Consider the following 21,310-nt stretch of genomic DNA (forward strand, 5'->3'; position numbering starts at 1 on the left):
CGTCATGCTCGCTTTCTCAGGTATGGGCTGGGAGGGGACTGCGGGCCGGCTGCTCGCCGGCCCGGGGCCGGTGTCAGCCGACCGCGCCCTCCATCTGCAGCTCGATCAGCCGGTTGAGCTCCAGCGCGTACTCCATGGGCAGTTCCTTGGCGATCGGCTCGACGAAGCCGCGCACGATCATCGCCATGGCCTCGTCCTCGCTCAGACCGCGGCTCATCAGGTAGAAGAGCTGGTCCTCGGAGACCTTGGAGACCGTGGCCTCGTGGCCCATGGACACGTCGTCCTCGCGGACGTCGACGTAGGGGTAGGTGTCCGACCGGGAGATGGTGTCGACCAGCAGCGCGTCGCACAGCACGTTCGACTTCGACCCGGCGGCGCCCTCGCCGATCTCGATCAGACCGCGGTAGGACGTACGGCCGCCACCGCGCGCCACGGACTTCGAGACGATGTTGGACGACGTGTTCGGCGCCATGTGGACCATCTTGGCGCCCGCGTCCTGGTGCTGGCCCTCGCCGGCGAAGGCGATGGACAGGGTCTCGCCCTTGGCGTGCTCGCCCATCAGGTAGACGGCCGGGTACTTCATCGTCACCTTGGAGCCGATGTTGCCGTCGACCCACTCCATGGTCGCGCCCTCGTAGGCCACGGCGCGCTTGGTGACCAGGTTGTAGACGTTGTTCGACCAGTTCTGGATGGTCGTGTAGCGGCAGCGGGCGTTCTTCTTGACGATGATCTCGACGACCGCGGAGTGCAGCGAGTCCGACTTGTAGATCGGCGCGGTGCAGCCCTCGACGTAGTGCACGTAGGCGCCCTCGTCGACGATGATCAGGGTCCGCTCGAACTGGCCCATGTTCTCGGTGTTGATCCGGAAGTAGGCCTGGAGCGGGATCTCCACGTGGACGCCCGGCGGGACGTAGATGAAGGAGCCGCCGGACCACACGGCGGTGTTCAGCGCGGCGAACTTGTTGTCGCCGGCCGGGATCACCGTGCCGAAGTACTCCTTGAAGAGCTCCGGGTGCTCCTTGAGGGCGGTGTCGGTGTCCAGGAAGATGACGCCCTGCTCCTCCAGGTCCTCGCGGATCTGGTGGTAGACGACCTCCGACTCGTACTGCGCGGCGACACCGGCGACCAGGCGCTGCTTCTCCGCCTCCGGGATGCCGAGCTTGTCGTAGGTGTTCTTGATGTCCTCGGGCAGGTCCTCCCAGGACTCCGCCTGCTTCTCCGTGGAGCGCACGAAGTACTTGATGTTGTCGAAGTCGATCCCCGACAGATCCGAGCCCCAGTTCGGCATCGGCTTCTTCTCGAAGAGCCTGAGGCCCTTCAGGCGCAGCTTGGTCATCCACTCCGGCTCCGCCTTCTTGCCGGAGATGTCGCGGACGACCTCCTCGTTCAGGCCGCGCCTGGCGGAGGCACCGGCCACGTCGGAGTCGGCCCAGCCGTATTCGTACTTGCCCAGGCCCTCGAGTTCGGGGTGAGCAGTCTCCGTGGGGAGAGTCATGCGGGGTTCCTCCCGGCCGTGCTTGCAGATGCGTCAGTGGAAATCTGGGGGATGAACGTCGTACAGACGCCGTCGCCGTGGGCGATGGTCGCCAGTCGCTGGACGTGGGTACCCAGCAGCTCGGCGAAGATCTCCGTCTCCGCCTCGCAGAGCTGTGGGAACTGTTCCGCGACATGCGCCACCGGGCAGTGGTGCTGGCAGAGCTGCTCGCCCTTGTGCGGGAGGGGCGCGCTGCGCGCCGTAGCAGCGTACCCGTCCTGGCTCAGCGCCTTGGCCAGCGCTTCGGCCCGCTTGTCGGGGCTGACGCCCTCGATCGCCTTGCGGTACGCGCCCGCCTGCGCGGCGATGCGGGCCCGGGCGAAGGCGGCCACAGCCTTCTGCCCGCCCTCCTGCTCGGCGATCCAGCGCAGCGCGTCCGCGGCGAGCTTGTCGTAGGACTGGTCGAAGGCGTCCCGGCCGCAGTCGGTGAGCGCGAAGACCTTGGCGGGCCGGCCGCGCGTCCGCGCCCCGTACACCCGCTGCTCGCGCGCCTCCACGACGTCGTCGGCCACCAGGGCGTCCAGGTGGCGCCGCACGGCCGCCTGGGTGAGCCCGAGCCGACCGGCCAGCTCGGCGACCGTCGACGGGCCGTGGTCCAGGATGGACCGCGCGACCCGGTTGCGCGTGGAACGCTCCCCGGTCGCGAACTCCTCCTGAGGGGCCCCCGTGGGGGTCTCCCGAGCCTCGCCGACGTTTTTCACAACGCCATTGTTGCGTAATTCCGCAGAACCTGACAAGCGGCCTTGGTCCGGGTGGGCGGTGCCCTGCGTCACTTAGGTAAACCTAATCCGACCTGCGGAAACGATCCGTGATCGATCGAACGGGTGGCACCGCCCGACGCTGTGCAGCAGACTGCCGGACCATGCCCACACCACCCGTGACCGGCCCTCTTGTCACCCGGACCATGATCGCCGAGCAGCTGATCGAGCTCGGCGTCCGCCCCGGCGAGATCCTTCTCGTGCACTCCTCCCTGAGTTCGCTCGGCTGGGTCTGCGGCGGTGCCGTCGCGGTCGTCCAGGGCCTGCTGGACGTCCTCGGCCCCGGCGGCACGCTCGTGGTTCCCGCCCATTCCGCCGATCTCTCCGACCCCGCCCTGTGGAGCAGGCCCCCCGTGCCCGAGGAGTGGTGGGAGGCGATCCGCGCCTCCATCCCCGCCTACGACCCGCTGACCACGCGCTCCCGCGGTGTGGGGGTGATCCCCGAGACCGTGCGCACCTGGCCGGGCGCGCGGCGCAGCGCGCATCCGCACTCCTCGTTCGCGGCCGTCGGCCCGCGTGCCGCCGAGATCACCGAGGGCCACGCCCCCGACTGCCGGCTGGGAGAGCGCAGTCCGCTGGCCCGGTTGGAGGCCTGCGGCGCCCGCGTGCTTCTGCTGGGCGCCGGATACGACTCCTGCACCAGCTTCCACCTGGCCGAGTACCGCATACCGTCACCCCTGGAGGAGGTCGGCCGGCCCGGGCCCGACGGCTGGGAGACCATGACGGAGGTGTCGATCACCTCCGAGCGGTTCGACGAGCTCGGGCACGACTTCGAACGGGACCGTCCGGTGGTGCGCGGGACGGTGGGCGCGGCCCGGGCGCGGCTGTTCCCGGTGGCGGACGCGGTGGCGTACGCCGAGCGCTGGCTCCCGGTGCACCGCCCCCGTGAGGAGGACTTCCCGCACCCGGCCTCCTGAGGCCTCCGGCGCGTCCCTAGACTCTGGAGCCATGCGAAGTGAGCCCGTGGTCCAGGTCCAGGCCCTGGTGAAGCGGTACGGCACGAAGACCGCGGTGGACGGCCTCGACCTGGTGGCCGGGGCGGGTGTGACCGCCGTACTCGGTCCCAACGGCGCGGGCAAGACGACCACGGTCGAGACCTGCGAGGGGTACCGGAAGCCGGATGCCGGCACGGTGCGCGTCCTGGGCCTCGACCCCGTGAGACAGTCCGCCGAGCTGCGGCCCCGGATCGGCGTCATGCTCCAGTCCGGAGGCGTCTACTCGGGCGCGCGGGCCGACGAGATGCTGCGGCACGTAGCCAAGCTGCACGCCCACCCGCTGGACGTGGACGCCCTGATCGAGCGGCTGGGCCTGGGCGGCTGCGGGCGGACCGGCTACCGCAGGCTGTCCGGCGGGCAGCAGCAGCGGCTCGCGCTCGCCATGGCCGTGGTCGGCCGGCCCGAGCTCGTGTTCCTCGACGAGCCGACCGCCGGACTCGACCCGCAGGCCCGCCGGGCCACCTGGGACCTGGTGCGCGACCTGCGCGCCGACGGCGTGTCCGTGATCCTCACCACGCACTACATGGAAGAGGCCGAGCAGCTCGCCGACGACGTGGCCGTCATCGACGCCGGCCGGGTCATCGCCCAGGGCTCCCCGGAGGAGCTGTGCCGCGGCGGCGCGGAGAACACCCTGCGCTTCACCGGCCGCCCCGGACTGGACGTCGCGTCCCTGCTCAAGGCGCTGCCCGCCGACAGCTCCGCCGCCGAGCTGACGCCGGGCTCGTACCGGGTCGTCGGCAAGGTCGACCCGCAGCTGCTCGCGACGGTGACCTCGTGGTGCGCGCAGCACGGGGTGATGCCGGACAGGATCTCCGTCGAGCGGCACACCCTTGAGGATGTATTTCTCGAGCTGACGGGCAAGGAGCTTCGTTCATGAATCCGGTCCACACCGAGCCCGGCCGGGGGCGCGGGGGGCGTCCCCCGGGAGAACACAGCCTTGAGCTGACCGGCAAGGAGCCGCGCTCGTGACCACCGCCACCGGCACTCCCACCGGCACCTACGCCCCGCGCCCCGGCGCGGCCCCGCTGTCCCGCATGATCGCGGCGCAGGCGGCGCTGGAGACGAAGATGCTGCTGCGCAACGGCGAGCAGCTGCTGCTGACCGTGGTGATCCCCACCCTGCTGCTGGTGCTGTTCAGCTCCGTGGACATCGTGGACACCGGAGCGGGCAAGGCCGTGAACTTCCTCACCCCCGGTGTCCTCGCCCTGGCCGTGATGTCCACGGCGTTCACCGGGCAGGCCATCGCCACGGGCTTCGAGCGGCGCTACGGCGTCCTGAAGCGGCTGGCCTCCTCCCCGCTGCCCCGGTGGGGCCTGATGACCGCCAAGACGGCGTCGGTGCTGGTCACGGAGGTCCTCCAGGTCGTCCTGCTGACCGTGATCGCGTTCGCGCTCGGCTGGTCCCCGCACGGCAACCCGTTCGCCGTGCTCCTGCTGCTCGTGCTCGGCACGGCGGCCTTCTCCGGCCTCGGTCTGCTGATGGCCGGGACCCTCAAGGCCGAGGCCACGCTGGCCGCCGCCAACCTGGTCTTCCTGCTGCTGCTGGTCGGCGGCGGGGTCGTCGTGCCGCTGGACAAGTTCCCCTCCGGCGCGCAGGACGTGCTCGGCCTGCTGCCCATCTCCGCGCTCTCCGACGGCCTGCGGGACGTTTTGCAGCACGGCGCCGGGATGCCGTGGGGCGACCTGGGGATCCTCGCCGTCTGGGCGGTCGTGGGGCTGGCCGCCGCCGGAAAGCTCTTCCGCTGGGAGTAGGGGCCGGAGGTATCCCATGGACCCTCGTGAAAGCGTGCACAAGCGGCGGCCTACGATGGAACGCGTGCCGAACCTGACCCGCGCCGACGTCGTGTCCGCCGTGCGCAACCCGCTCGCCTTCATCGCCGATCGCTGGACCCCCAACCCGAGGACCGTCCAGCGGGCGGCCCTCGCCGCGCTCGCCATGGCGGTCGTCATCGTCGTCACCGGCGGCGCCGTCCGCCTGACCGGCTCGGGCCTGGGCTGCCCCACCTGGCCCACCTGCACCGACGACTCGCTGACCACCACGCGGGCGATGGGCTTCCACGGTGTGATCGAGTTCAGCAACCGGATGCTGACGTACGTGCTGTGCGCCGCCGTCGGCTGGGCGATCATCGCCGCCCGCTCGCAGCGCCCGTGGCGGCACAGCCTGACCCGGCTGGGCTGGTGGCAGTTCTGGATCGTCATGGGCAACGCGGTGCTCGGCGGCATCGTGGTCCTCGTCGGCCTGAACCCCTACACCGTGGCGGCCCACTTCCTGCTGTCCACGGCGCTGATCACGGTCGGCACGGTGATGTGGCAGCGCACCCGCGAGGGCGACACGGCACCGAGGCCGCTGGTCGGCAAGGCGGTGCAGCAGCTGGTGTGGTTCCTGGTCGTGGCGAGCGTGCTGCTGATCGCGGTGGGCACGGTGGTGACCGGAGCGGGTCCGCACGCGGGCGACTCCAAGGAGGTGGCCCGCATCCCGATCGACTGGGAGACGGTCGCCAAGCTGCACGCGGTGCTGGCCTGGATCGTGGTGACGCTGACGTTCGCCCTGTGGTTCGTCCTCAAGGCCGTCGACGCGCCGAGGGGGCCGCTGCACCGCACCCGGGACTTGTTCCTGATCCTGCTCGGCCAGGGCGTCATCGGCTACGTCCAGTACTTCACACACCTTCCCGAACTCCTGGTCGGCCTGCACATGCTCGGCTCGTGCCTGGTGTGGATCGGGGTGATGCGGGTGCTGCTGTCGCTGCGCGAGCGGCCCGAGGCGGTGACCGGCCTTCCGGAGCAGTCCGCCGAGGCCGCGCTGACGAAGGCGTAGACGACCGCAGCCTCGGAGGGCCGCGGAGGCGTCGGCGAGCGAGCGACGCGTCGACGACTAGGCGCCCGTGAGCAGGGCCCAGGCGGGCAGGAGCCGCAAGGCCTGGGCGACGCCGGCGCGGGCGAGGCGAGGGCGCGGGCGAGGGGCGGGCCCCTTCGCGCCGTCACTGCAGCCCGTACAACCGCCGGGCGTTGCCCGCAGCGACCATGACCGCCACCCGCTGCGCGTCCGAGGGCGACCATGCGCCCTCCGCGACCCAGGATCCCAGCACCCTCGCCAGCGCCTCGCGGAACAGGCGGGCCCCCACCACGTGCAGCTCCGGCAGTCCGTGGGCGCCGCTGGAGAAGAGGATCTTGCCGAAGGGGGCCAGCTCCAGGATCTCGGCGAGGATGGTGGCGGCCCGGGCCCCGGTGCGCACCAGGGCGGCGCCCGAGTCGGCGTAGACATGCGGGAAGACGCCGGCGAGGTGGGCGGCGTGGCGGTGGTAGGGGTAGCCGTGCAGCAGGACGAGGTCCGTGCCCAGGCCCGCCGTCGCCCGTACGAAGTCCGTCAGGAGCACCGGATCGGTGCGGTCGATGCGCAGGCCCGGCTCACCGAGCCCCGCGTGCAGTTGCAGAGGCCGCCCGGAGGCCACCGCGACCCACAGCAGGTGACGCAGCAGCACCGGATCGCTCAGCTTCCCGCCGACCGTCCGCCCGGCCATCCAACGGCCCGCGGCGCCCCGCACCTCCCCCGGCCCGGGCGGCTCGGGCGCGAGCGCCAGGCCGTGCCGCACGCCCGCCAGGGAGGTGAAGGCGACCGCGTGCGCGGCGGCGCCGTGCACCGACTCGGCGAGGTTGGCGAGGAAGGACTCGACGGTGCCGGAGGTGTCGGCGACCTGCTCGGCGAGGAGTTCCAGGCGCACGATCTCGTGGGCGGCGGCGTCGCCCGCCGAGGCCATCTCGCCTGGGCCGGTGAGGTCACCGGGCAGCCCGGTGTCGACGAGGTAGGTCGTGATGCCGCTGCCGCGCAGCAGTCTGCGGCCGGACTCCAGGGCGCCCAGTTCCCGGCGCCGGGCGAGATAGCGCGCGGGCGGGCAGTGCGGCTCCAGGCCGAGCAGCGGCGGGCACCAGCGGCGTACGGCGAAGCCGGTCTGGGTGTCGAAGAGAGTGGTGCCCGGAGCGGGCGGGCCCTCGGTCCGGGCCAGCTGGGCCTCGAAGGTGCCGAGGCCCAGCTCCGTTCTCAGTACGCCGTGGCAGTACTGGTCCACGAGGGACGGCGTCTCGATCATCCGGTTCTCCCGTGGGTGGACCACTTCCTCCACGGGTCCTAACGGGTGAACCGGCTCCCAGGTGTTGCTCGGCCGCCGGGTGGTGTCCGGCCCGCGGGCCGGGTCACGGCGCCTCAGCGGTTGCTCGGGCCGCCCAGCTGGATGCCCGCCATGCGGGACCACTCGTACGGGCCCGTCTCGACCTTGGCGGCGAACTCGCCGTCGAACGCCTCGTGGACGGTGATCCCGGACTTCTCGACCGCCTGCTGGGCGATGGCGTTCGTGGGGGCCACGATGTCGCCCCAGGTGCCGTCCTCGCCGACGAGGACGATCCGGGCGCCGCGCTGACCGATGTACGCGATCTGCCCCTCGGCCCCGCCGTGCGCCCTGGAGAAGGAGCCGATCCGCTGGGCGAGGCGGGTCGCCGTGCGCTCGGCCTTGGGGTCAACCTGCTGCGTGTCTGCCATGGCCAGGATGCTACCGATGGGTAGATCGAACGGCGACGGGTGGGGTGCGTGGCCTTGACCACGCACCCCACCCGTCACGGAGACGCCGTCAGCGCAGGAAGGGGTCCACCGCGACCGCGACGAAGAGGATCGACACGTAGGTGATCGACCAGTGGAACAGCCGCATCTCCTTCAGCTTCGCGCCGGTCACCTCGGCCTTGGCCCGGTTCTGCAGCCCGTGCGCCTCCCAGAGCCAGAAGCCGCCGGCCGCGAGCGCGACCACCGTGTAGAACCAGCCCGTGTAGCCGAGAGGGGTGAGCAGCAGCGAGACGGCGACCATCACCCAGCTGTAGATCACGATCTGCCGGGCCACCACCTTGTTGGAGGCGACGACCGGGAGCATCGGCACACCCACGCGCGCGTAGTCCTCCTTGACCTTCATGGACAGCGGCCAGTAGTGCGGCGGCGTCCAGAAGAACATCACGAGGAAGAGGACGATCGGCGCCCACGACATGGAGTCCGTGACGGACGACCAGCCGATGAGCACCGGCAGGCAGCCCGCGATACCGCCCCAGACGATGTTCTGCGACGTACGCCTCTTGAGGATCATCGTGTAGACGACGACGTAGAAGAGGAGCGCTCCGAGCGACAGCCACGCCGACAGCCAGTTGACGGTGAGCCCGAACAGCAGCGTCGAGACGACCGCGAGGCTGATGCCGAAGGCCAGGCACTCGCGCGGGCTGACCATCCCGGTGACCAGCGGGCGCTGCGAGGTGCGGTCCATGAGCGCGTCGATGTCACGGTCGATGTACATGTTCAGCGCGTTGGCGCCGCCCGCGGAGAGGTAGCCGCCGACGCAGGTCAGCAGCACCAGCTTGAGGTCGGGCACGCCCTGCTGCGCCAGGAACATCACCGGAACGGTGGTGATGAGCAGCAACTCGATGATCCGCGGCTTGGTCAGCGCCACGAACGCCTTGACACGGGCCCCGAACGGCCGGTGGCTCGGGCTCGGGCTCTGGCCTGCACCGAGTAGTCCCGCTGGACGGGATTCGACGGCCGTCACGCACACCCCTGACAGAGACATCCCAGCGAACCCCCACCCTGTGAACTCTCGGTAAAGGCTCGCGCGTACCACGCCACTGTAGACGTTGCCCAGACCCGGACATTCGCGGGGGTCGGGTCGTGTTGGCCGGCGCCCCGGCGACGGGCCGCGAGGCGGGTGCGCGGGCCCGCCGGGACGACAAAGGGAACAGTCTTTCGGAGGGCCTTCCGGACGCCCTTCGAACGACCTTCCGACGGGCGCGCAAGAGCTCGATTGAGCGATCGGATGAGCGGCTCCGTATTCAGTTGCCGAATATCGTCCCGGCCAGTCGGGAGGCGGATTTCGGAGAGTCCCGGCAGTCTGGAATGACTCGAAAAAATGCACGTCCTTACGGGGGTAGGCTCAGCAACGGCCGGCCGACGCCAGAACGCCGGCAGCCGGTGCGCTCACGTGTACCGGCATCCGACATGTGGAGAGGAGCCCTGACCCAGGGTGAGCACCAAGCCGACCACCACAGACCTCGAGTGGACCGAGTTGGACCAGCGTGCGGTGGACACCGCGCGCGTCCTGGCCGCCGATGCCGTACAGAAGGTCGGAAACGGCCATCCGGGTACGGCGATGAGCCTGGCTCCCGCCGCCTACACCCTGTTCCAGAAGGTGATGCGGCACGACCCGGCCGATCCGCAGTGGGTGGGGCGCGACCGTTTCGTGCTGTCCGCCGGCCACTCCTCGCTGACCCTCTACACCCAGCTGTACCTGGCCGGCTTCGGCCTGGAGCTGGACGACCTGAAGGCCTTCCGCACCTGGGGCTCGAAGACCCCCGGCCACCCGGAGTACGGCCACACCAAGGGCGTGGAGACCACGACCGGCCCGCTGGGCCAGGGTGTGGCCAACTCGGTGGGCATGGCGATGGCCGCCCGCTACGAGCGCGGCCTCTTCGACCCCGAGGCCCCCGCGGGCGAGTCCCCCTTCGACCACTACATCTACTGCATCGCCGGTGACGGCTGTCTGCAGGAGGGCATCTCCGCGGAGGCGTCCTCGCTGGCCGGCCACCAGAAGCTGGGCAACCTGATCCTGCTGTGGGACGACAACCACATCTCGATCGAGGGCGACACCGAGACGGCCGTCTCCGAGGACACCGCCAAGCGCTACGAGGCCTACGGCTGGCACGTGCAGCGCGTGGAGCCGAAGGCGGACGGCGACCTGGACCCGCAGGCGATCTACGAGGCGATCCAGAAGGCCAAGGCCGTCACCGACCGGCCGTCCTTCATCGCGATGCGCTCGATCATCGCCTGGCCGGCCCCGAACGCGCAGAACACCGAGGCCGCGCACGGCTCGGCGCTGGGCGAGGACGAGGTCGCCGCCACCAAGCGCGTCCTGGGCTTCGACCCCGAGCAGCACTTCGAGGTCGCGGACGAGGTCATCGACCACACCCGCCAGGCGCTGGAGCGCGGCCGGCAGGCCAAGGCCGAGTGGGAGAAGACCTTCCAGGCCTGGCGCGAGGCGAACGCCGAGCGGGCCGCCGAGTACGACCGGATCGCAGCGGCCGAGCTGCCGACCGGCTGGGACGAGAAGATCCCGGTGTTCGAGGCCGGCAAGGGCCTGGCCACGCGTGCCGCATCCGGCAAGGTGCTGCAGGCCCTCGGCGAGGTGATCCCGGAGCTGTGGGGTGGCTCGGCCGACCTCGCGGGTTCGAACAACACCACGATCGACAAGACGTCGTCGTTCCTGCCCGAGGGCAACCCGCTGCCGGAGGCCGACCCGTACGGCCGCACCATCCACTTCGGCATCCGCGAGCACTCCATGGGCGCGGAGCTGAACGGCATCACGCTGCACGGCAACACCCGCGTCTACGGCGGCACCTTCCTGGTGTTCTCCGACTACATGCGCAACGCCGTGCGCCTGTCGGCCCTGATGCACCTGCCGGTGACGTACGTGTGGACGCACGACTCCATCGGCCTGGGCGAGGACGGCCCCACCCACCAGCCGGTCGAGCACCTGGCCTCGCTGCGCGCCATCCCGGGCCTGAACATCGTCCGCCCGGCCGACGCCAACGAGACCGCCATCGCCTGGCGCGAGATCCTGGGGCGCTGGACCAAGGAGTTCGGCAAGGGCCAGCCGCACGGTCTCGCCCTGACCCGTCAGGGTGTGCCGACCTACGAGCCCAACGACGACGCGGCCAAGGGCGGCTACGTGCTGTTCGAGGCGGACGGGCCCGACGGGCAGAGCGCCGAGCCGCAGGTGATCCTGATCGCCACCGGCTCCGAGGTGCACGTCGCCGTCGAGGCGCGCGAGCAGCTCCAGGCCGACGGAGTGCCGACCCGCGTGGTGTCCATGCCGTGCCAGGAGTGGTTCGAGGAGCAGGACCAGGGGTACCGGGACAGCGTCCTGCCCCCGGCCGTGCGGGCGCGCGTCGCGGTCGAGGCGGGCGTGGGCCTGCCGTGGCACAAGTACGTGGGAGACGCCGGGCGCATTGTTTCCCTGGAGCACTTCGGTGCCTCCGCCGACGCCAAGGTGCTCTTCCGCGAATTCGGCTTCACCGCCGAGAACGTGGCCGCCAAGGCCCGGGAATCCATCGCCGCCGCCCAGCGCTGACGCTCATATACGACACGTAGGAGATGCAATTTCCATGACAGACGCACTCAAGCGCCTCTCCGATGAAGGCGTCGCGATCTGGCTGGACGATCTGTCGCGCAAGCGGATCACGTCCGGCAACCTCGCCGAGCTGATCGACCAGCAGCACGTCGTGGGCGTCACCACCAACCCGACGATCTTCCAGAAGGCGATCTCGCAGGGCGACGGGTACGACCGGCAGCTGTCGGACCTGGCCGCCCGCAAGGTGACCGTGGAAGAGGCCATCCGCATGATCACCACGGCGGACGTCCGAGACGCCGCCGACATCCTGCGCCCGGTCTTCGAGGCGACCGACGGCCAGGACGGCCGGGTCTCCATCGAGGTCGACCCGCGCCTGGCGCACAACACCAAGGCGACGGTCGCCGAGGCCCGGCAGCTGGCGTGGCTGGTGGACCGCCCGAACACGCTCATCAAGATCCCGGCCACCCAGGCGGGTCTGCCGGCGATCGCCGAGACCATCGGCAACGGCATCAGCGTCAACGTCACGCTGATCTTCTCGCTGGAACGCTACCGCGCGGTCATGGACGCCTACCTGACCGGCCTGGAGAAGGCCAAGGAGCGCGGCCTGGACCTGTCGAAGATCCGCTCGGTGGCGTCCTTCTTCGTCTCCCGCGTCGACACCGAGATCGACCGGCGCATCGACGAGATGGGCACCGCCGAGGCCAAGGCGCTGCGCGGCAAGGCGGGCGTGGCCAACGCGCGCCTTGCCTACGAGGCCTACGAGGAGGTCTTCGCCTCGGACCGGTGGAACGCGCTGGAGAAGGCGGGCGCGAACAAGCAGCGTCCGCTGTGGGCCTCCACCGGTGTGAAGGACAAGGCGTACAAGGACACCATGTACGTCGAGGAGCTGGTGGCGCCGAACACGGTGAACACCATGCCGGAGGCCACGCTGGACGCGACCGACGACCACGGCGAGATCCGCGGCGACGCCGTCCGGGGCACCTACGAGCAGGCCCGTGCCGACCTGGACGCGCTGGAGAGGATCGGCATCTCCTACGACGACGTGGTCCAGCTCCTGGAGGACGAGGGCGTCGAGAAGTTCGAGTCCTCCTGGAACGACCTGCTGAAGTCGACCGAGGCGGAGCTGGAGCGCCTCGCCCCCACGGAGGGCTGACACCTTGTCGCCGCTTTCCGGTACCGGGGCGAACCCGCTCCGTGACCCCGCGGACCGACGGCTCCCGCGTATCGCGGGGCCGTCGGGCCTGGTCATCTTCGGCGTCACGGGCGACCTGTCGCGCAAGAAGCTGATGCCCGCCGTGTACGACCTCGCCAACCGGGGTCTGCTGCCGCCGGGATTCTCGCTGGTCGGCTTCGCGCGCCGCGACTGGGAGGACGAGGACTTCGCGAGCGTCGTGCACGACTCCGTCAAGGAGCACGCGCGCACGCCGTTCCGCGAGGAGGTCTGGCAGCAGCTCAGCCAGGGCATGCGGTTCGTGCAGGGCACCTTCGACGACGACGAGGCGTTCGAGCGGCTGCGCGGGACGATCGAGGAGCTGGACAAGGCGCAGGGCACGGGCGGCAACTTCGCCTTCTACCTCTCGGTGCCGCCGAAGTCCTTCCCGGTCGTCATCCAGCAGCTGAAGAAGCACCGGCTGGCCGAGCAGACGGGCGGTTCCTGGCGGCGCGCGGTCATCGAGAAGCCCTTCGGTCACGACCTGGCCTCGGCCGAGGCGCTGAACCAGGTCGTGCACGAGGTCTTCGCGCCCGACCAGGTCTTCCGCATCGACCACTATCTGGGCAAGGAGACCGTCCAGAACATCCTGGCGCTGCGCTTCGCCAACCAGATGTTCGAGCCGATCTGGAACCGGTCCTTCGTGGACCATGTGCAGATCACCATGGCCGAGGACATCGGCATCGGCGGCCGGGCCGGCTACTACGACGGCATCGGCGCCGCCCGGGACGTCATCCAGAACCACCTGCTCCAACTGCTCGCGCTCACCGCGATGGAGGAGCCCTCCTCCTTCGGCGCGGACGCGCTGGCCGCGGAGAAGGAGAAGGTGCTCGGCGCGGTCCGGCTGCCGAAGGACCTCGGCAAGTCCACCGTGCGCGGGCAGTACGCGGGCGGCTGGCAGGGCGGCGAGAAGGTCATCGGCTACCTCGAGGAAGAGGGCATCGACAAGAAGTCGAAGACCGACACCTACGCGGCCATCAAGCTGGGGATCGACAACCGCCGCTGGGCGGGTGTGCCGTTCTACCTGCGCACCGGCAAGCGGCTGGGCCGGCGGGTCACCGAGATCGCGGTGGTCTTCCAGCGCGCCCCGCACTCCCCCTTCGACACCACGGCGACGGAGGAACTCGGGCAGAACGCGGTCGTCATCCGCGTGCAGCCCGACGAGGGCGTGACGGTCCGCTTCGGCTCGAAGGTGCCGGGCACGTCGATGGAGATCCGGGACGTGTCGATGGACTTCGCCTACGGCGAGTCCTTCACCGAGTCGAGCCCGGAGGCGTACGAGCGCCTGATCCTGGACGTGCTGCTGGGCGACGCCAACCTCTTCCCGCGCACGGAGGAGGTCGAGCTGTCCTGGAAGATCCTCGACCCGATCGAGGAGTACTGGGACGAGCACGGCAGGCCCGCGCAGTACGCGTCCGGGACGTGGGGGCCCGCCGAGGCGGACGAGATGCTCGCACGAGACGGACGGAGCTGGCGCCGGCCATGAAGATAGACCTGACCGCCACCACGGCCGCGAAGATCAACAAGGCGCTGGTGCAGGGCCGCCGGGCGATCGGAACCCCGGCGGTGGGCATGGTGCTCACCCTCGTCATCGTCACCGACGAGGAGAACGCCTACGACGCCCTCAAGGCCGCAGCTGACGCCTCCCGCGAGCACCCCTCGCGCACCCTGGTGGTGATCCGGCGCGTCTCGCGCACCCTGCGCGACCGCACGTCGTCGCGGCTGGACGCCGAGGTGCGGGTGGGCGCCGAGGCCGGCACGGGCGAGACGGTGGTGCTGCGGCTGTACGGCGAGGTCTGCGACCACGCCCAGTCGGTGGTGCTGCCGCTGCTGCTGCCGGACGCGCCGGTCGTCGTCTGGTGGCCGGTGAACGGCCCGCTCGACCCGGCCAAGGACCCACTGGGCGCGCTGGCGCAGCGCCGGGTCACCGACACCTACGCCTGCGAGGAGCCGGTGCGCGAACTGGCGGCGCGGGCCGCGGCGTACACCCCGGGCGACACGGATCTGGCGTGGACCCGGATCACGCCGTGGCGCTCGATGCTGGCGGCTGCTCTCGACCAGGTGACCTGCGAGGTCCGGTCGGTCGAGGTGGAGGGCGAGGAGTACAACCCGAGCTGCGAGCTGCTGGCGATGTGGCTCGCGGACCGGCTGGAGGTGCCGGTGAAGCGCTCGCTGTCCGCCGGTCCCGGGCTGACCGCGGTCCGTCTGGACACCAGCTGCGGCCCGATCAAGCTGGACCGGGCCGACGGCAGGCTGGCGACCCTGTCCATCCAAGGGCAGCCGGAGCGCGCGGTGGCGCTGAAGCGGCGGGAGACGGCCGAGCTGATCGCGGAGGAGCTGCGGCGGCTCGACCCGGACGACACGTACGCGTCGGCGCTGCGCTTCGGCGTGGACCGGCTGAACGGCGACGCGGAGTCCGCGCCCGCCGACCAGGTGCCGCTCGCGGTCGCCACGCCCGAGGAGGACGCGGCGAAGGCACCCGCGCAGCGGGCGGCGGCCAAGACCGCGCGGAAGTCCCCCAGCCGGAAGGCGGCGGCGAAGTGAGCACTCCCCAGCTGGTCGTGCACCGCGACAAGGAACTGATGGCGCAGGCCGCCGCGGCCCGGCTGATCACGAAGATCGTGGACGCCCAGGCCTCGACGGGCTCGGCGAACGTGGTCCTGACCGGCGGTCGCAACGGCAACGGTGTGCTGGCCGCGCTGGCCTCCGCACCGGCCCGCGACGCGATCGACTGGGGCCGCCTGGACCTGTGGTGGGGCGACGAGCGGTTCCTGCCCGAGGGCGACCCGGAGCGCAACATCACGCAGGCCGAGGAGGCGCTGCTGGACTCCGTACCGCTGGACCCCAAGCGCGTGCACGCCATGCCCGCGTCGGACGGTCCGTACGGCACGGACGTCGAGGCGGCGGCGGATGCCTACGCCGAGGAGCTGGCCCGTGCGGCCGGTCCCGCGAACCACGGCGCGGTCCCGACCTTCGACGTGCTGATGCTGGGCGTCGGCCCGGACACGCACGTGGCGTCGCTGTTCCCGGAGCACCCGGGAGTGCGGGAGACGGAGCGTACGGTGATCGGCGTCCACGGCTCGCCCAAGCCGCCGCCCACCCGCGTCTCCCTGACCCTGCCCGCGATCCGCTCCGCCCGCGAGGTGTGGCTGCTCGCGGCGGGTGAGGACAAGGCGAACGCGGTGGCGATGGCCCTCTCGGGCGCGGGCGAGATCCAGGCCCCCGCTGCGGGCGCCTACGGCCGGGCCCGCACCCTGTGGCTCCTGGACACGGCGGCGGCCTCCCAGTTGCCGAGGTCGCTGTACCCGCCGGCGTCGGCGTGACGTCGGTCCCGTCCGGCGTCTGAGGACGAGGCCGTTCAGGCCGGCAGCCTTCGGGGAAGGGGAGGGGCGGCGNNCGCCGCCCCTCCCCTTCCCCGCTCCCTCACTTCACCGAACCCGCCATCACTCCCTGCACGAAGTGCCGCTGGAAGGCGAAGAACACCGCCACCGGCACCACCAGCGACACGAACGCCCCCGGCGCCAGCACATCGATGTTGCTGCCGAACTGGCGGACCTGCGACTGGAGTTCCACCGTCAGCGGCTGCGAAGAGCTGTCGGCGAACAGCAGCGCCACCAGCATGTCGTTCCACACCCACAGGAACTCGAAGATGGCGAGGCTGGCGATCGCCGGCCGGCCCACCGGCAGCACGAGCTGCACGAAGATGCGCCACTCACCGCCCCCGTCCATCCGGGCCGCCTCCAGCATCTCCTTCGGCATCTCGGCGAAGTAGTTCCGCAGCAGGAACACCGCGAACGGCAGCCCGTACGCCACGTGGAACAGCACGACACCGGGGATCGTGCCGAACAGCCCCAGTTGCCCGAAGAGTTTGGCCACCGGCAGCAGACCGATCTGCACCGGCACCACCAGCAGCGCCACCACCAGCAGGAACAGCGGCTCGCGGCCGGGGAAGTCCAGCCAGGCGAAGGCGTATCCGGCAAGCGCGGCGAGGACGACGACGAGGACGGTCGCCGGCACCGAGATCAGCACGGTGTTCCAGAAGGCCTGGGTGATCCCGGCGTTCCCGAGCAGCGCCGAGTAGTTGTCGAAGGAGAGCTGCCCGGGGCTGGTCAGAGCCGTCCACCAGCCGCCCTTGGCGGTGTCCTGGGCCGACCGCAGCGAGGAGACGAACAGGCCGGCCAGCGGTGTCAGCCAGATCAGGCCGATCACCACGAGGGAGGCCTGCACGAGCCCGTTGCCCAGGCCCCTCCTTACCGCGTTCATCGCTGACTCCTTCGGAAGCGGCGGACGTTGAAGACCATCGCGGGGATCACCAGGAGCAGCAGCAGTACGCCGAGTGCGCTGCCCAGGCCCTGGTCGTTGCCGCCGCCGAAGGACACCAGCCACATCTGGGTCGCCAGCACGGTGGCGTCCTCCTGCACCGGGCCGGGCGCGATGATGTAGACGAGGTCGAAGACCTTCATCACGTTGATGACGAGCGTGACGAAGACGACCGTCAGCACCGGGGCGAGCAGTGGCACGGTGATGCGGCGGAAGATCTGCCACTCGTTCGCGCCGTCCATCCGGGCCGCCTCCAGCGCGTCGCGCGGCAGCGTGGACAGGCCGGCGCCGATCAGCACCATCGCGAACCCGGTCCAGATCCACAGGTAGGCCCCGATGATGGCCGGTGTGACGAGCGTCGGCCCGAGCCAGGAGATGCCCTGGTACGGCGGCGCGAAGTTGGACTCCGGGAGCCTGAGCGTGTACGACCCGGTGTGCAGGCCGGAGAGTTGGAAGGAGCCGTCGGAGGCGGTCGTGGTGTGCGCGACGGTCCGCCCGTCGCGCACTGCCTCGACCTTCATCCCCGGCAGCCCCTTCTCCCGCTGGTCGACCTTGCCCGGCGTGCCCGTCCCGCCGGGTGTGAAGTCCAGGTAGACGACCCCGCGCACCTCGTCGGCGGCGGCTTTCCGGCCGGCCGCCGGGTAGGCGGGCGAGGCGTCCCCGGGCAGGTCCTTCGGCAGTACGCCGACCATCGCAAGCGCCACGGTGGCACCGCCCGGCGTCACGGTCGTGTTCACGGTGTAGGAGCCGTCGTGCCCCTGGGTCAGCCCCTGCGGTCCGGTGCGGGCCCGTGCCGTCGGGTACGACGAGGTGCCGGCGAAGGCGTCGTGGACAGAGACGGCGGCGGCGTTGAGCACGCCCTTGTCCGGGTCCTGGTCGTAGGCGAGCCGGAAGATGATCCCGGCGGCGAGGAAGGACACCGCCATGGGCATGAACAGCAGCAGCTTGAACGCCGTCGCCCAGCGGACCTTCTCCACCAGCACGGCGAGGATCAGGCCCAGCCCGGTCAGCAGCGCCGGGGCGACGACCACCCAGACGACGGTGTTCCGGATGGCCTTCAGGGTGGCCGGGTCGCGGAACATCTCGGTGTAGTTGTCCCCGCCGACGAAGCGGGTGCCGGAGGCGTCGAAGAAGCTGCGGCCGACGGAGAACAGCACCGGGTAGAGGACGAGCGCGCCGAGCAGCAGCAGCGCCGGGAACACGAACAGCAGGGCGACGGTCCGGCCCCGCCGCCGCGCGCGCCGCGGCCCGGTGGCCCGTCCGACGGGCGGCGGGCCGGCCGCCCGGTCCTTGGTGAGGGTGGCGGTCACGGCCGCTCAGCCCTGGCCCTGGTACGCCTTGGCCGCCGCGGCCTCCAGCTCGGCCGCGGTGCCCTTCGGGTCCGACGGGTCGCGCAGGAAGTCCTGGAGCAGCTTCCACTCGCCGGTGCCCTTGGTGCCACCGAAGGCGGCCGGGGCCTGGTCGGACATGTCGAAGCGGACCGAGTCGCCCGCGTCGACCAGGGACTTGGCCGTGGCGCGGGTGACGTCGTCGCCGTAGGAGGCGAGGTCGAGCTTCCTGTTCGGGGACAGGAAGCCGCCCGCCTTCGCCCACACGGCCGCGGCCTCGGGGGTGGCCAGGTACTCCAGGAGTTTCATGCCGGCCTTGGCGTTCTTGCCGTCCTTGAGCACGACGGCCGCGTCGCCACCGCTGACCACGGGTGCCTTGCCGCCGTCGACGGCGGGGAAGGGGAAGAAGTTCGCGTCCTGGCCGATGGTCCGGCCGAACTGGTCGTGGGCCACGCCGGCGACGAAGTCGCCCTCGTAGACCATGCCGGCCTCCGGCTTGGGCCCGAACACCTTCTCCACCGAGCCGGGGAAGTCGGTGTTGAGGGCCTCCTTCTGCCCGCCCGCGATCAGCTGCTTGTCCTTGAACAGCTTGCCGAGCGTGGTGAGCGCCTTGACCACACTGGCGTCGGTCCACTTCAGCCTGTGCGCGGCGAGGGCGTCGTACTTCTCGGGTCCGGCCTGGGAGAGGTAGATGTTCTCGAACCAGTCGGTGAGGGTCCAGCCGTCCTGCCCGGCGACCGCGAAGGCCGCGAGGCCGGAGTCGGAGACGGTGTGCCCGGCCTTGAGCATCGCCTCGTACGTCGTGGGCGGCTTGACGCCGGCCTGGGTGAGCGCGTCGGGGCTGTACCAGACGGTCGACTTGTGGGCGGCCTTGAAGTACAGGCCGTACAGGGTGCCGTCGACGCTGCCGTACTTCTTCCACACGGGCGCATAGCCCGCGTCCACCTCCTTCTGCGTGGTGGCGGACAGCCCGGTGAGCCAGCCCTTCTTCGCGAACTGCTGGAGCACGCCGACCTGCGGGACCATCACCACGTCGGGGGCGTTGCCGCCCTCGATCTTGCTGCCGACGACGGTGGAGACGTTGTCGCCCGTGGACACGAACTGGGTCTTGGCGCCGGTCTTCGCGGTGAAGGCGTCCAGCACCTTCTGGAAGTTCTTCTGCTCACTGCCGGACCAGACACCGGCGACCGTGACGGTCTGGCCGCTCAGCGCCTTGTCGCCGCCGCCCGCCGAGACGGGGTCGCCGCCGCAGGCGGTGGCGCCGAGGGCGAGGACGAGGGCGGTGCAGCCGGTGAGCAGGGTGGTACGTCGCATCATCGTTGATGTCCCTTCGAGGGTTGGGATTGCGCGGATCAGAGGTCGCCGATCCACCAGGCGGCCGTGGAACCGGGCAGCACCCCGGGCGGACAGGGGCCGCTGGCCAGCAGCGGGGTGCCCGGGACGGGGGCGGTCGCGGGAGCCGTAGCGAAGTTGACGGCACAGACCAGGCCGTCGCCGCGGACGAAGGCCAGGACGCCCGGCGGGGTGTCCAGCCAGCGCAGGTCGCCCTCGCCCAACTGGGGCAGTTCCCGACGCAGTTGCAGGCCGTCGCGGTACAGGTGCCAGAAGGAGCGGGTGTCGGCGAGGGCGCGGTCGGTGGCGTACTCGGCGAAGTACTCCGGCTGCGGCAGCCAGGGCCGCACGCCCTCGGCGCCGGAGGTGAAGCCGAACGGGGAGACCTGGCCCGACCAGGGCAGCGGCACCCGGCAGCCGTCGCGGACGCGGGCGCGGCTGCCGGTGCGGCGGAAGATCGGGTCGGTGAGCACGTCGTCGGGCAGGTCGACGACCTCGGGCAGGCCGAGTTCCTCGCCCTGGTAGACGTACGCGGCTCCGGGCAGCGCCAGCATCAGCAGCGCGGCGGCGCGGGCGCGGGCGGCGCCGAGGCCGCTGCCGTCGGTGGCGGGTTCGCCGTAGCGCGTGACGGTGCGGACCTGGTCGTGGTTGTTGAGGACCCAGGTGACCGTGGAGCCGGTGCCGGCTATGTCCTGCATGGCCTCGGAGACGACCTTGCGGAAGGCGTCGGCGTCCCAGGGGGCGCTGAGCAGGTCGAAGAAGAACGCCTGCTGGAGTTCGTCCGGGCGGACGTACAGGGCGTGTTCGCGGGCGCTCGGCACGGACACCTCGCCGACGAGCAGACGTTCGCGGCCGTCGCGAGCGGTGTACTCCTCGCAGACGGAGCGCCAGTGCCGCCACACGTCGTGCACCTCGGGCTGGTTCCAGGCGAGCGGGTTGACCGAGTCGCGGGTGCGGGCGTCGGCCTCCGGGTCCGGGGAGTCGGGCAGTTCGGGGTGTTTGAAGAGGCCTGCGGCGACGTCGATGCGGAAGCCGTCGACGCCGCGGTCCAGCCAGAAGCGCAGCACCCGGTCGAACTGGGCGGGGACCTCTGCGTCGCGCCAGTTCCAGTCGGGCTGTTCGGGCGTGAACATGTGCAGGTACCACTGGCCGGGCCGGCCGTCGGTCTCGGCGATCCGGGTCCAGGCCGGGCCGCCGAACATGGCGTGCCAGTTGTTGGGCGGCTCTGCGCCGTCGGGGCCGCGGCCGTCGGCGAAGTGGAAGCGGGCGCGGGCCGGGCTGCCGGGCGGGGAGGCGAGCGCCTCGCGGAACCAGGGGTGCTCGCTGGAGCAGTGGTTGGGGACGATGTCCAGCAGCACCCTGATACCCAGCCGGCGGGCGGCCGTCATCAGCAGGTCGAACTCGGCCAGGTCGCCGAAGAGCGGGTCGACGTCGCAGTAGTCGGCGACGTCGTAGCCGTGGTCGTGCTGCGGTGAGGGGTAGAAGGGGCTCAGCCAGATCCCGTCCACACCGAGCTTCTTCAGGTACGGCAGCCCGGCCCGGACCCCGGCCAGATCGCCGATGCCGTCGCCGGTGCTGTCCAGGAAGCTGCGGACGTACACCTGGTAGATCACCGCGTCGCGCCACCAACAATGCCTGTTCAACCCGTTGCCCTGTCTCTGGTCAGCAGCCGTTATGCATGCATGTT

Annotated in this window: 18 protein-coding genes; 9 read left to right on the forward strand and 9 right to left on the reverse strand. The window is 70.9% G+C overall.

What is annotated here, in order from left to right; all coding sequences use genetic code 11:
* Positions 1-73: 73 nt before the first annotated feature.
* Both sufB and BZY54_RS09255 read right to left on the reverse strand, forming a co-directional pair.
* A complete protein-coding gene (gene sufB / locus BZY54_RS09250) occupies positions 74-1,495 on the reverse strand; it encodes a Fe-S cluster assembly protein SufB (RefSeq protein ID WP_086724386.1) in 1,422 nt (473 codons plus the stop codon).
* Positions 1,492-2,235, reverse strand: coding sequence for a helix-turn-helix transcriptional regulator (locus BZY54_RS09255; RefSeq protein WP_086724388.1), 744 nt, complete (start codon positions 2,233-2,235; stop codon positions 1,492-1,494). The genes sufB and BZY54_RS09255 overlap by 4 nt, the downstream gene beginning before the upstream one ends.
* A 161-nt stretch (positions 2,236-2,396) precedes the next feature.
* Between BZY54_RS09255 and BZY54_RS09260 the strand changes: the two genes are divergently transcribed.
* The 4 genes from BZY54_RS09260 (at position 2,397) to BZY54_RS09275 (ending at position 6,101) form a co-directional block, all read left to right on the forward strand.
* Positions 2,397-3,209, forward strand: coding sequence for an AAC(3) family N-acetyltransferase (locus tag BZY54_RS09260; protein ID WP_086724390.1), 813 nt, complete (start codon positions 2,397-2,399; stop codon positions 3,207-3,209).
* A gap of 31 nt (positions 3,210-3,240) precedes the next feature.
* Complete coding sequence (locus tag BZY54_RS09265) at positions 3,241-4,164, forward strand: ABC transporter ATP-binding protein (RefSeq protein WP_086724392.1); 924 nt, start codon at positions 3,241-3,243, stop codon at positions 4,162-4,164.
* A 157-nt stretch (positions 4,165-4,321) separates the two neighbouring features.
* On the forward strand, positions 4,322-5,038 hold the full coding sequence (locus tag BZY54_RS09270; protein ID WP_167413970.1) for an ABC transporter permease: 717 nt from the start codon (positions 4,322-4,324) through the stop codon (positions 5,036-5,038).
* A 55-nt stretch (positions 5,039-5,093) separates the two neighbouring features.
* A complete protein-coding gene (locus BZY54_RS09275) occupies positions 5,094-6,101 on the forward strand; it encodes a COX15/CtaA family protein (RefSeq protein WP_086724396.1) in 1,008 nt (335 codons plus the stop codon).
* A gap of 163 nt (positions 6,102-6,264) precedes the next feature.
* Here the strand turns inward: BZY54_RS09275 and BZY54_RS09280 are convergent, their stop codons facing one another.
* The 3 genes from BZY54_RS09280 to BZY54_RS09290 form a co-directional block, all read right to left on the reverse strand.
* Positions 6,265-7,371: an amidohydrolase family protein gene (locus BZY54_RS09280; protein WP_086724397.1), complete on the reverse strand. Its 1,107-nt coding sequence runs from the start codon at positions 7,369-7,371 to the stop codon at positions 6,265-6,267.
* 113 nt (positions 7,372-7,484) lie between these two features.
* Entirely contained in the window at positions 7,485-7,817 is a 333-nt protein-coding gene (locus tag BZY54_RS09285; protein WP_086724400.1) for a hypothetical protein, read from the reverse strand.
* Between the two features lie 88 nt (positions 7,818-7,905).
* On the reverse strand, positions 7,906-8,865 hold the full coding sequence (locus BZY54_RS09290; protein ID WP_167413971.1) for a heme o synthase: 960 nt from the start codon (positions 8,863-8,865) through the stop codon (positions 7,906-7,908).
* Between the two features lie 465 nt (positions 8,866-9,330).
* On the opposite strand from BZY54_RS09290, the gene tkt reads away from it, so the two are divergent.
* From tkt to pgl, 5 genes are read left to right on the forward strand one after another with little or no spacing between them, the layout of a single operon-like run.
* Positions 9,331-11,433, forward strand: coding sequence for a transketolase (gene tkt / locus BZY54_RS09295; protein ID WP_086724404.1), 2,103 nt, complete (start codon positions 9,331-9,333; stop codon positions 11,431-11,433).
* A 34-nt stretch (positions 11,434-11,467) separates the two neighbouring features.
* Positions 11,468-12,586 carry a transaldolase gene (tal, locus tag BZY54_RS09300; RefSeq protein WP_086724406.1) on the forward strand — a complete coding sequence of 373 codons (1,119 nt, stop codon included), beginning with the start codon at positions 11,468-11,470 and terminating at the stop codon, positions 12,584-12,586.
* Between the two features lie 4 nt (positions 12,587-12,590).
* Positions 12,591-14,129 (forward strand): glucose-6-phosphate dehydrogenase, encoded by a 1,539-nt coding sequence (zwf, locus tag BZY54_RS09305; RefSeq protein WP_086724407.1) that lies wholly within the window; start codon positions 12,591-12,593, stop codon positions 14,127-14,129.
* Positions 14,126-15,187, forward strand: coding sequence for a glucose-6-phosphate dehydrogenase assembly protein OpcA (gene opcA, locus BZY54_RS09310; protein ID WP_086724409.1), 1,062 nt, complete (start codon positions 14,126-14,128; stop codon positions 15,185-15,187). Before zwf ends, opcA begins: the two co-directional genes overlap by 4 nt.
* A 38-nt stretch (positions 15,188-15,225) precedes the next feature.
* A complete protein-coding gene (pgl, locus tag BZY54_RS09315) occupies positions 15,226-15,966 on the forward strand; it encodes a 6-phosphogluconolactonase (RefSeq protein ID WP_244217060.1) in 741 nt (246 codons plus the stop codon).
* A gap of 100 nt (positions 15,967-16,066) precedes the next feature.
* Here the strand turns inward: pgl and BZY54_RS09320 are convergent, their stop codons facing one another.
* From BZY54_RS09320 to BZY54_RS09335, 4 genes are read right to left on the reverse strand one after another with little or no spacing between them, the layout of a single operon-like run.
* On the reverse strand, positions 16,067-16,906 hold the full coding sequence (locus tag BZY54_RS09320) for a carbohydrate ABC transporter permease (RefSeq protein WP_086724412.1): 840 nt from the start codon (positions 16,904-16,906) through the stop codon (positions 16,067-16,069).
* Positions 16,903-18,273: an ABC transporter permease subunit gene (locus BZY54_RS09325; protein WP_086724414.1), complete on the reverse strand. Its 1,371-nt coding sequence runs from the start codon at positions 18,271-18,273 to the stop codon at positions 16,903-16,905. The genes BZY54_RS09320 and BZY54_RS09325 overlap by 4 nt, the downstream gene beginning before the upstream one ends.
* Before the next feature lie 6 nt (positions 18,274-18,279).
* Positions 18,280-19,608, reverse strand: a complete 1,329-nt coding sequence (locus BZY54_RS09330; RefSeq protein ID WP_086724416.1) for an ABC transporter substrate-binding protein — start codon at positions 19,606-19,608, stop codon at positions 18,280-18,282.
* Positions 19,609-19,643: 35 nt separating this feature from the next.
* The gene (locus BZY54_RS09335) at positions 19,644-21,266 is read right to left on the reverse strand and encodes a glycoside hydrolase family 13 protein (protein WP_086724418.1); all 1,623 of its coding nucleotides are present in this window, start codon (positions 21,264-21,266) and stop codon (positions 19,644-19,646) included.
* Positions 21,267-21,310 lie beyond the last annotated feature (44 nt).

It is taken from the genome of Streptomyces carpinensis (assembly GCF_002154505.1).
Classification (GTDB): domain Bacteria; phylum Actinomycetota; class Actinomycetes; order Streptomycetales; family Streptomycetaceae; genus Streptomyces; species Streptomyces carpinensis.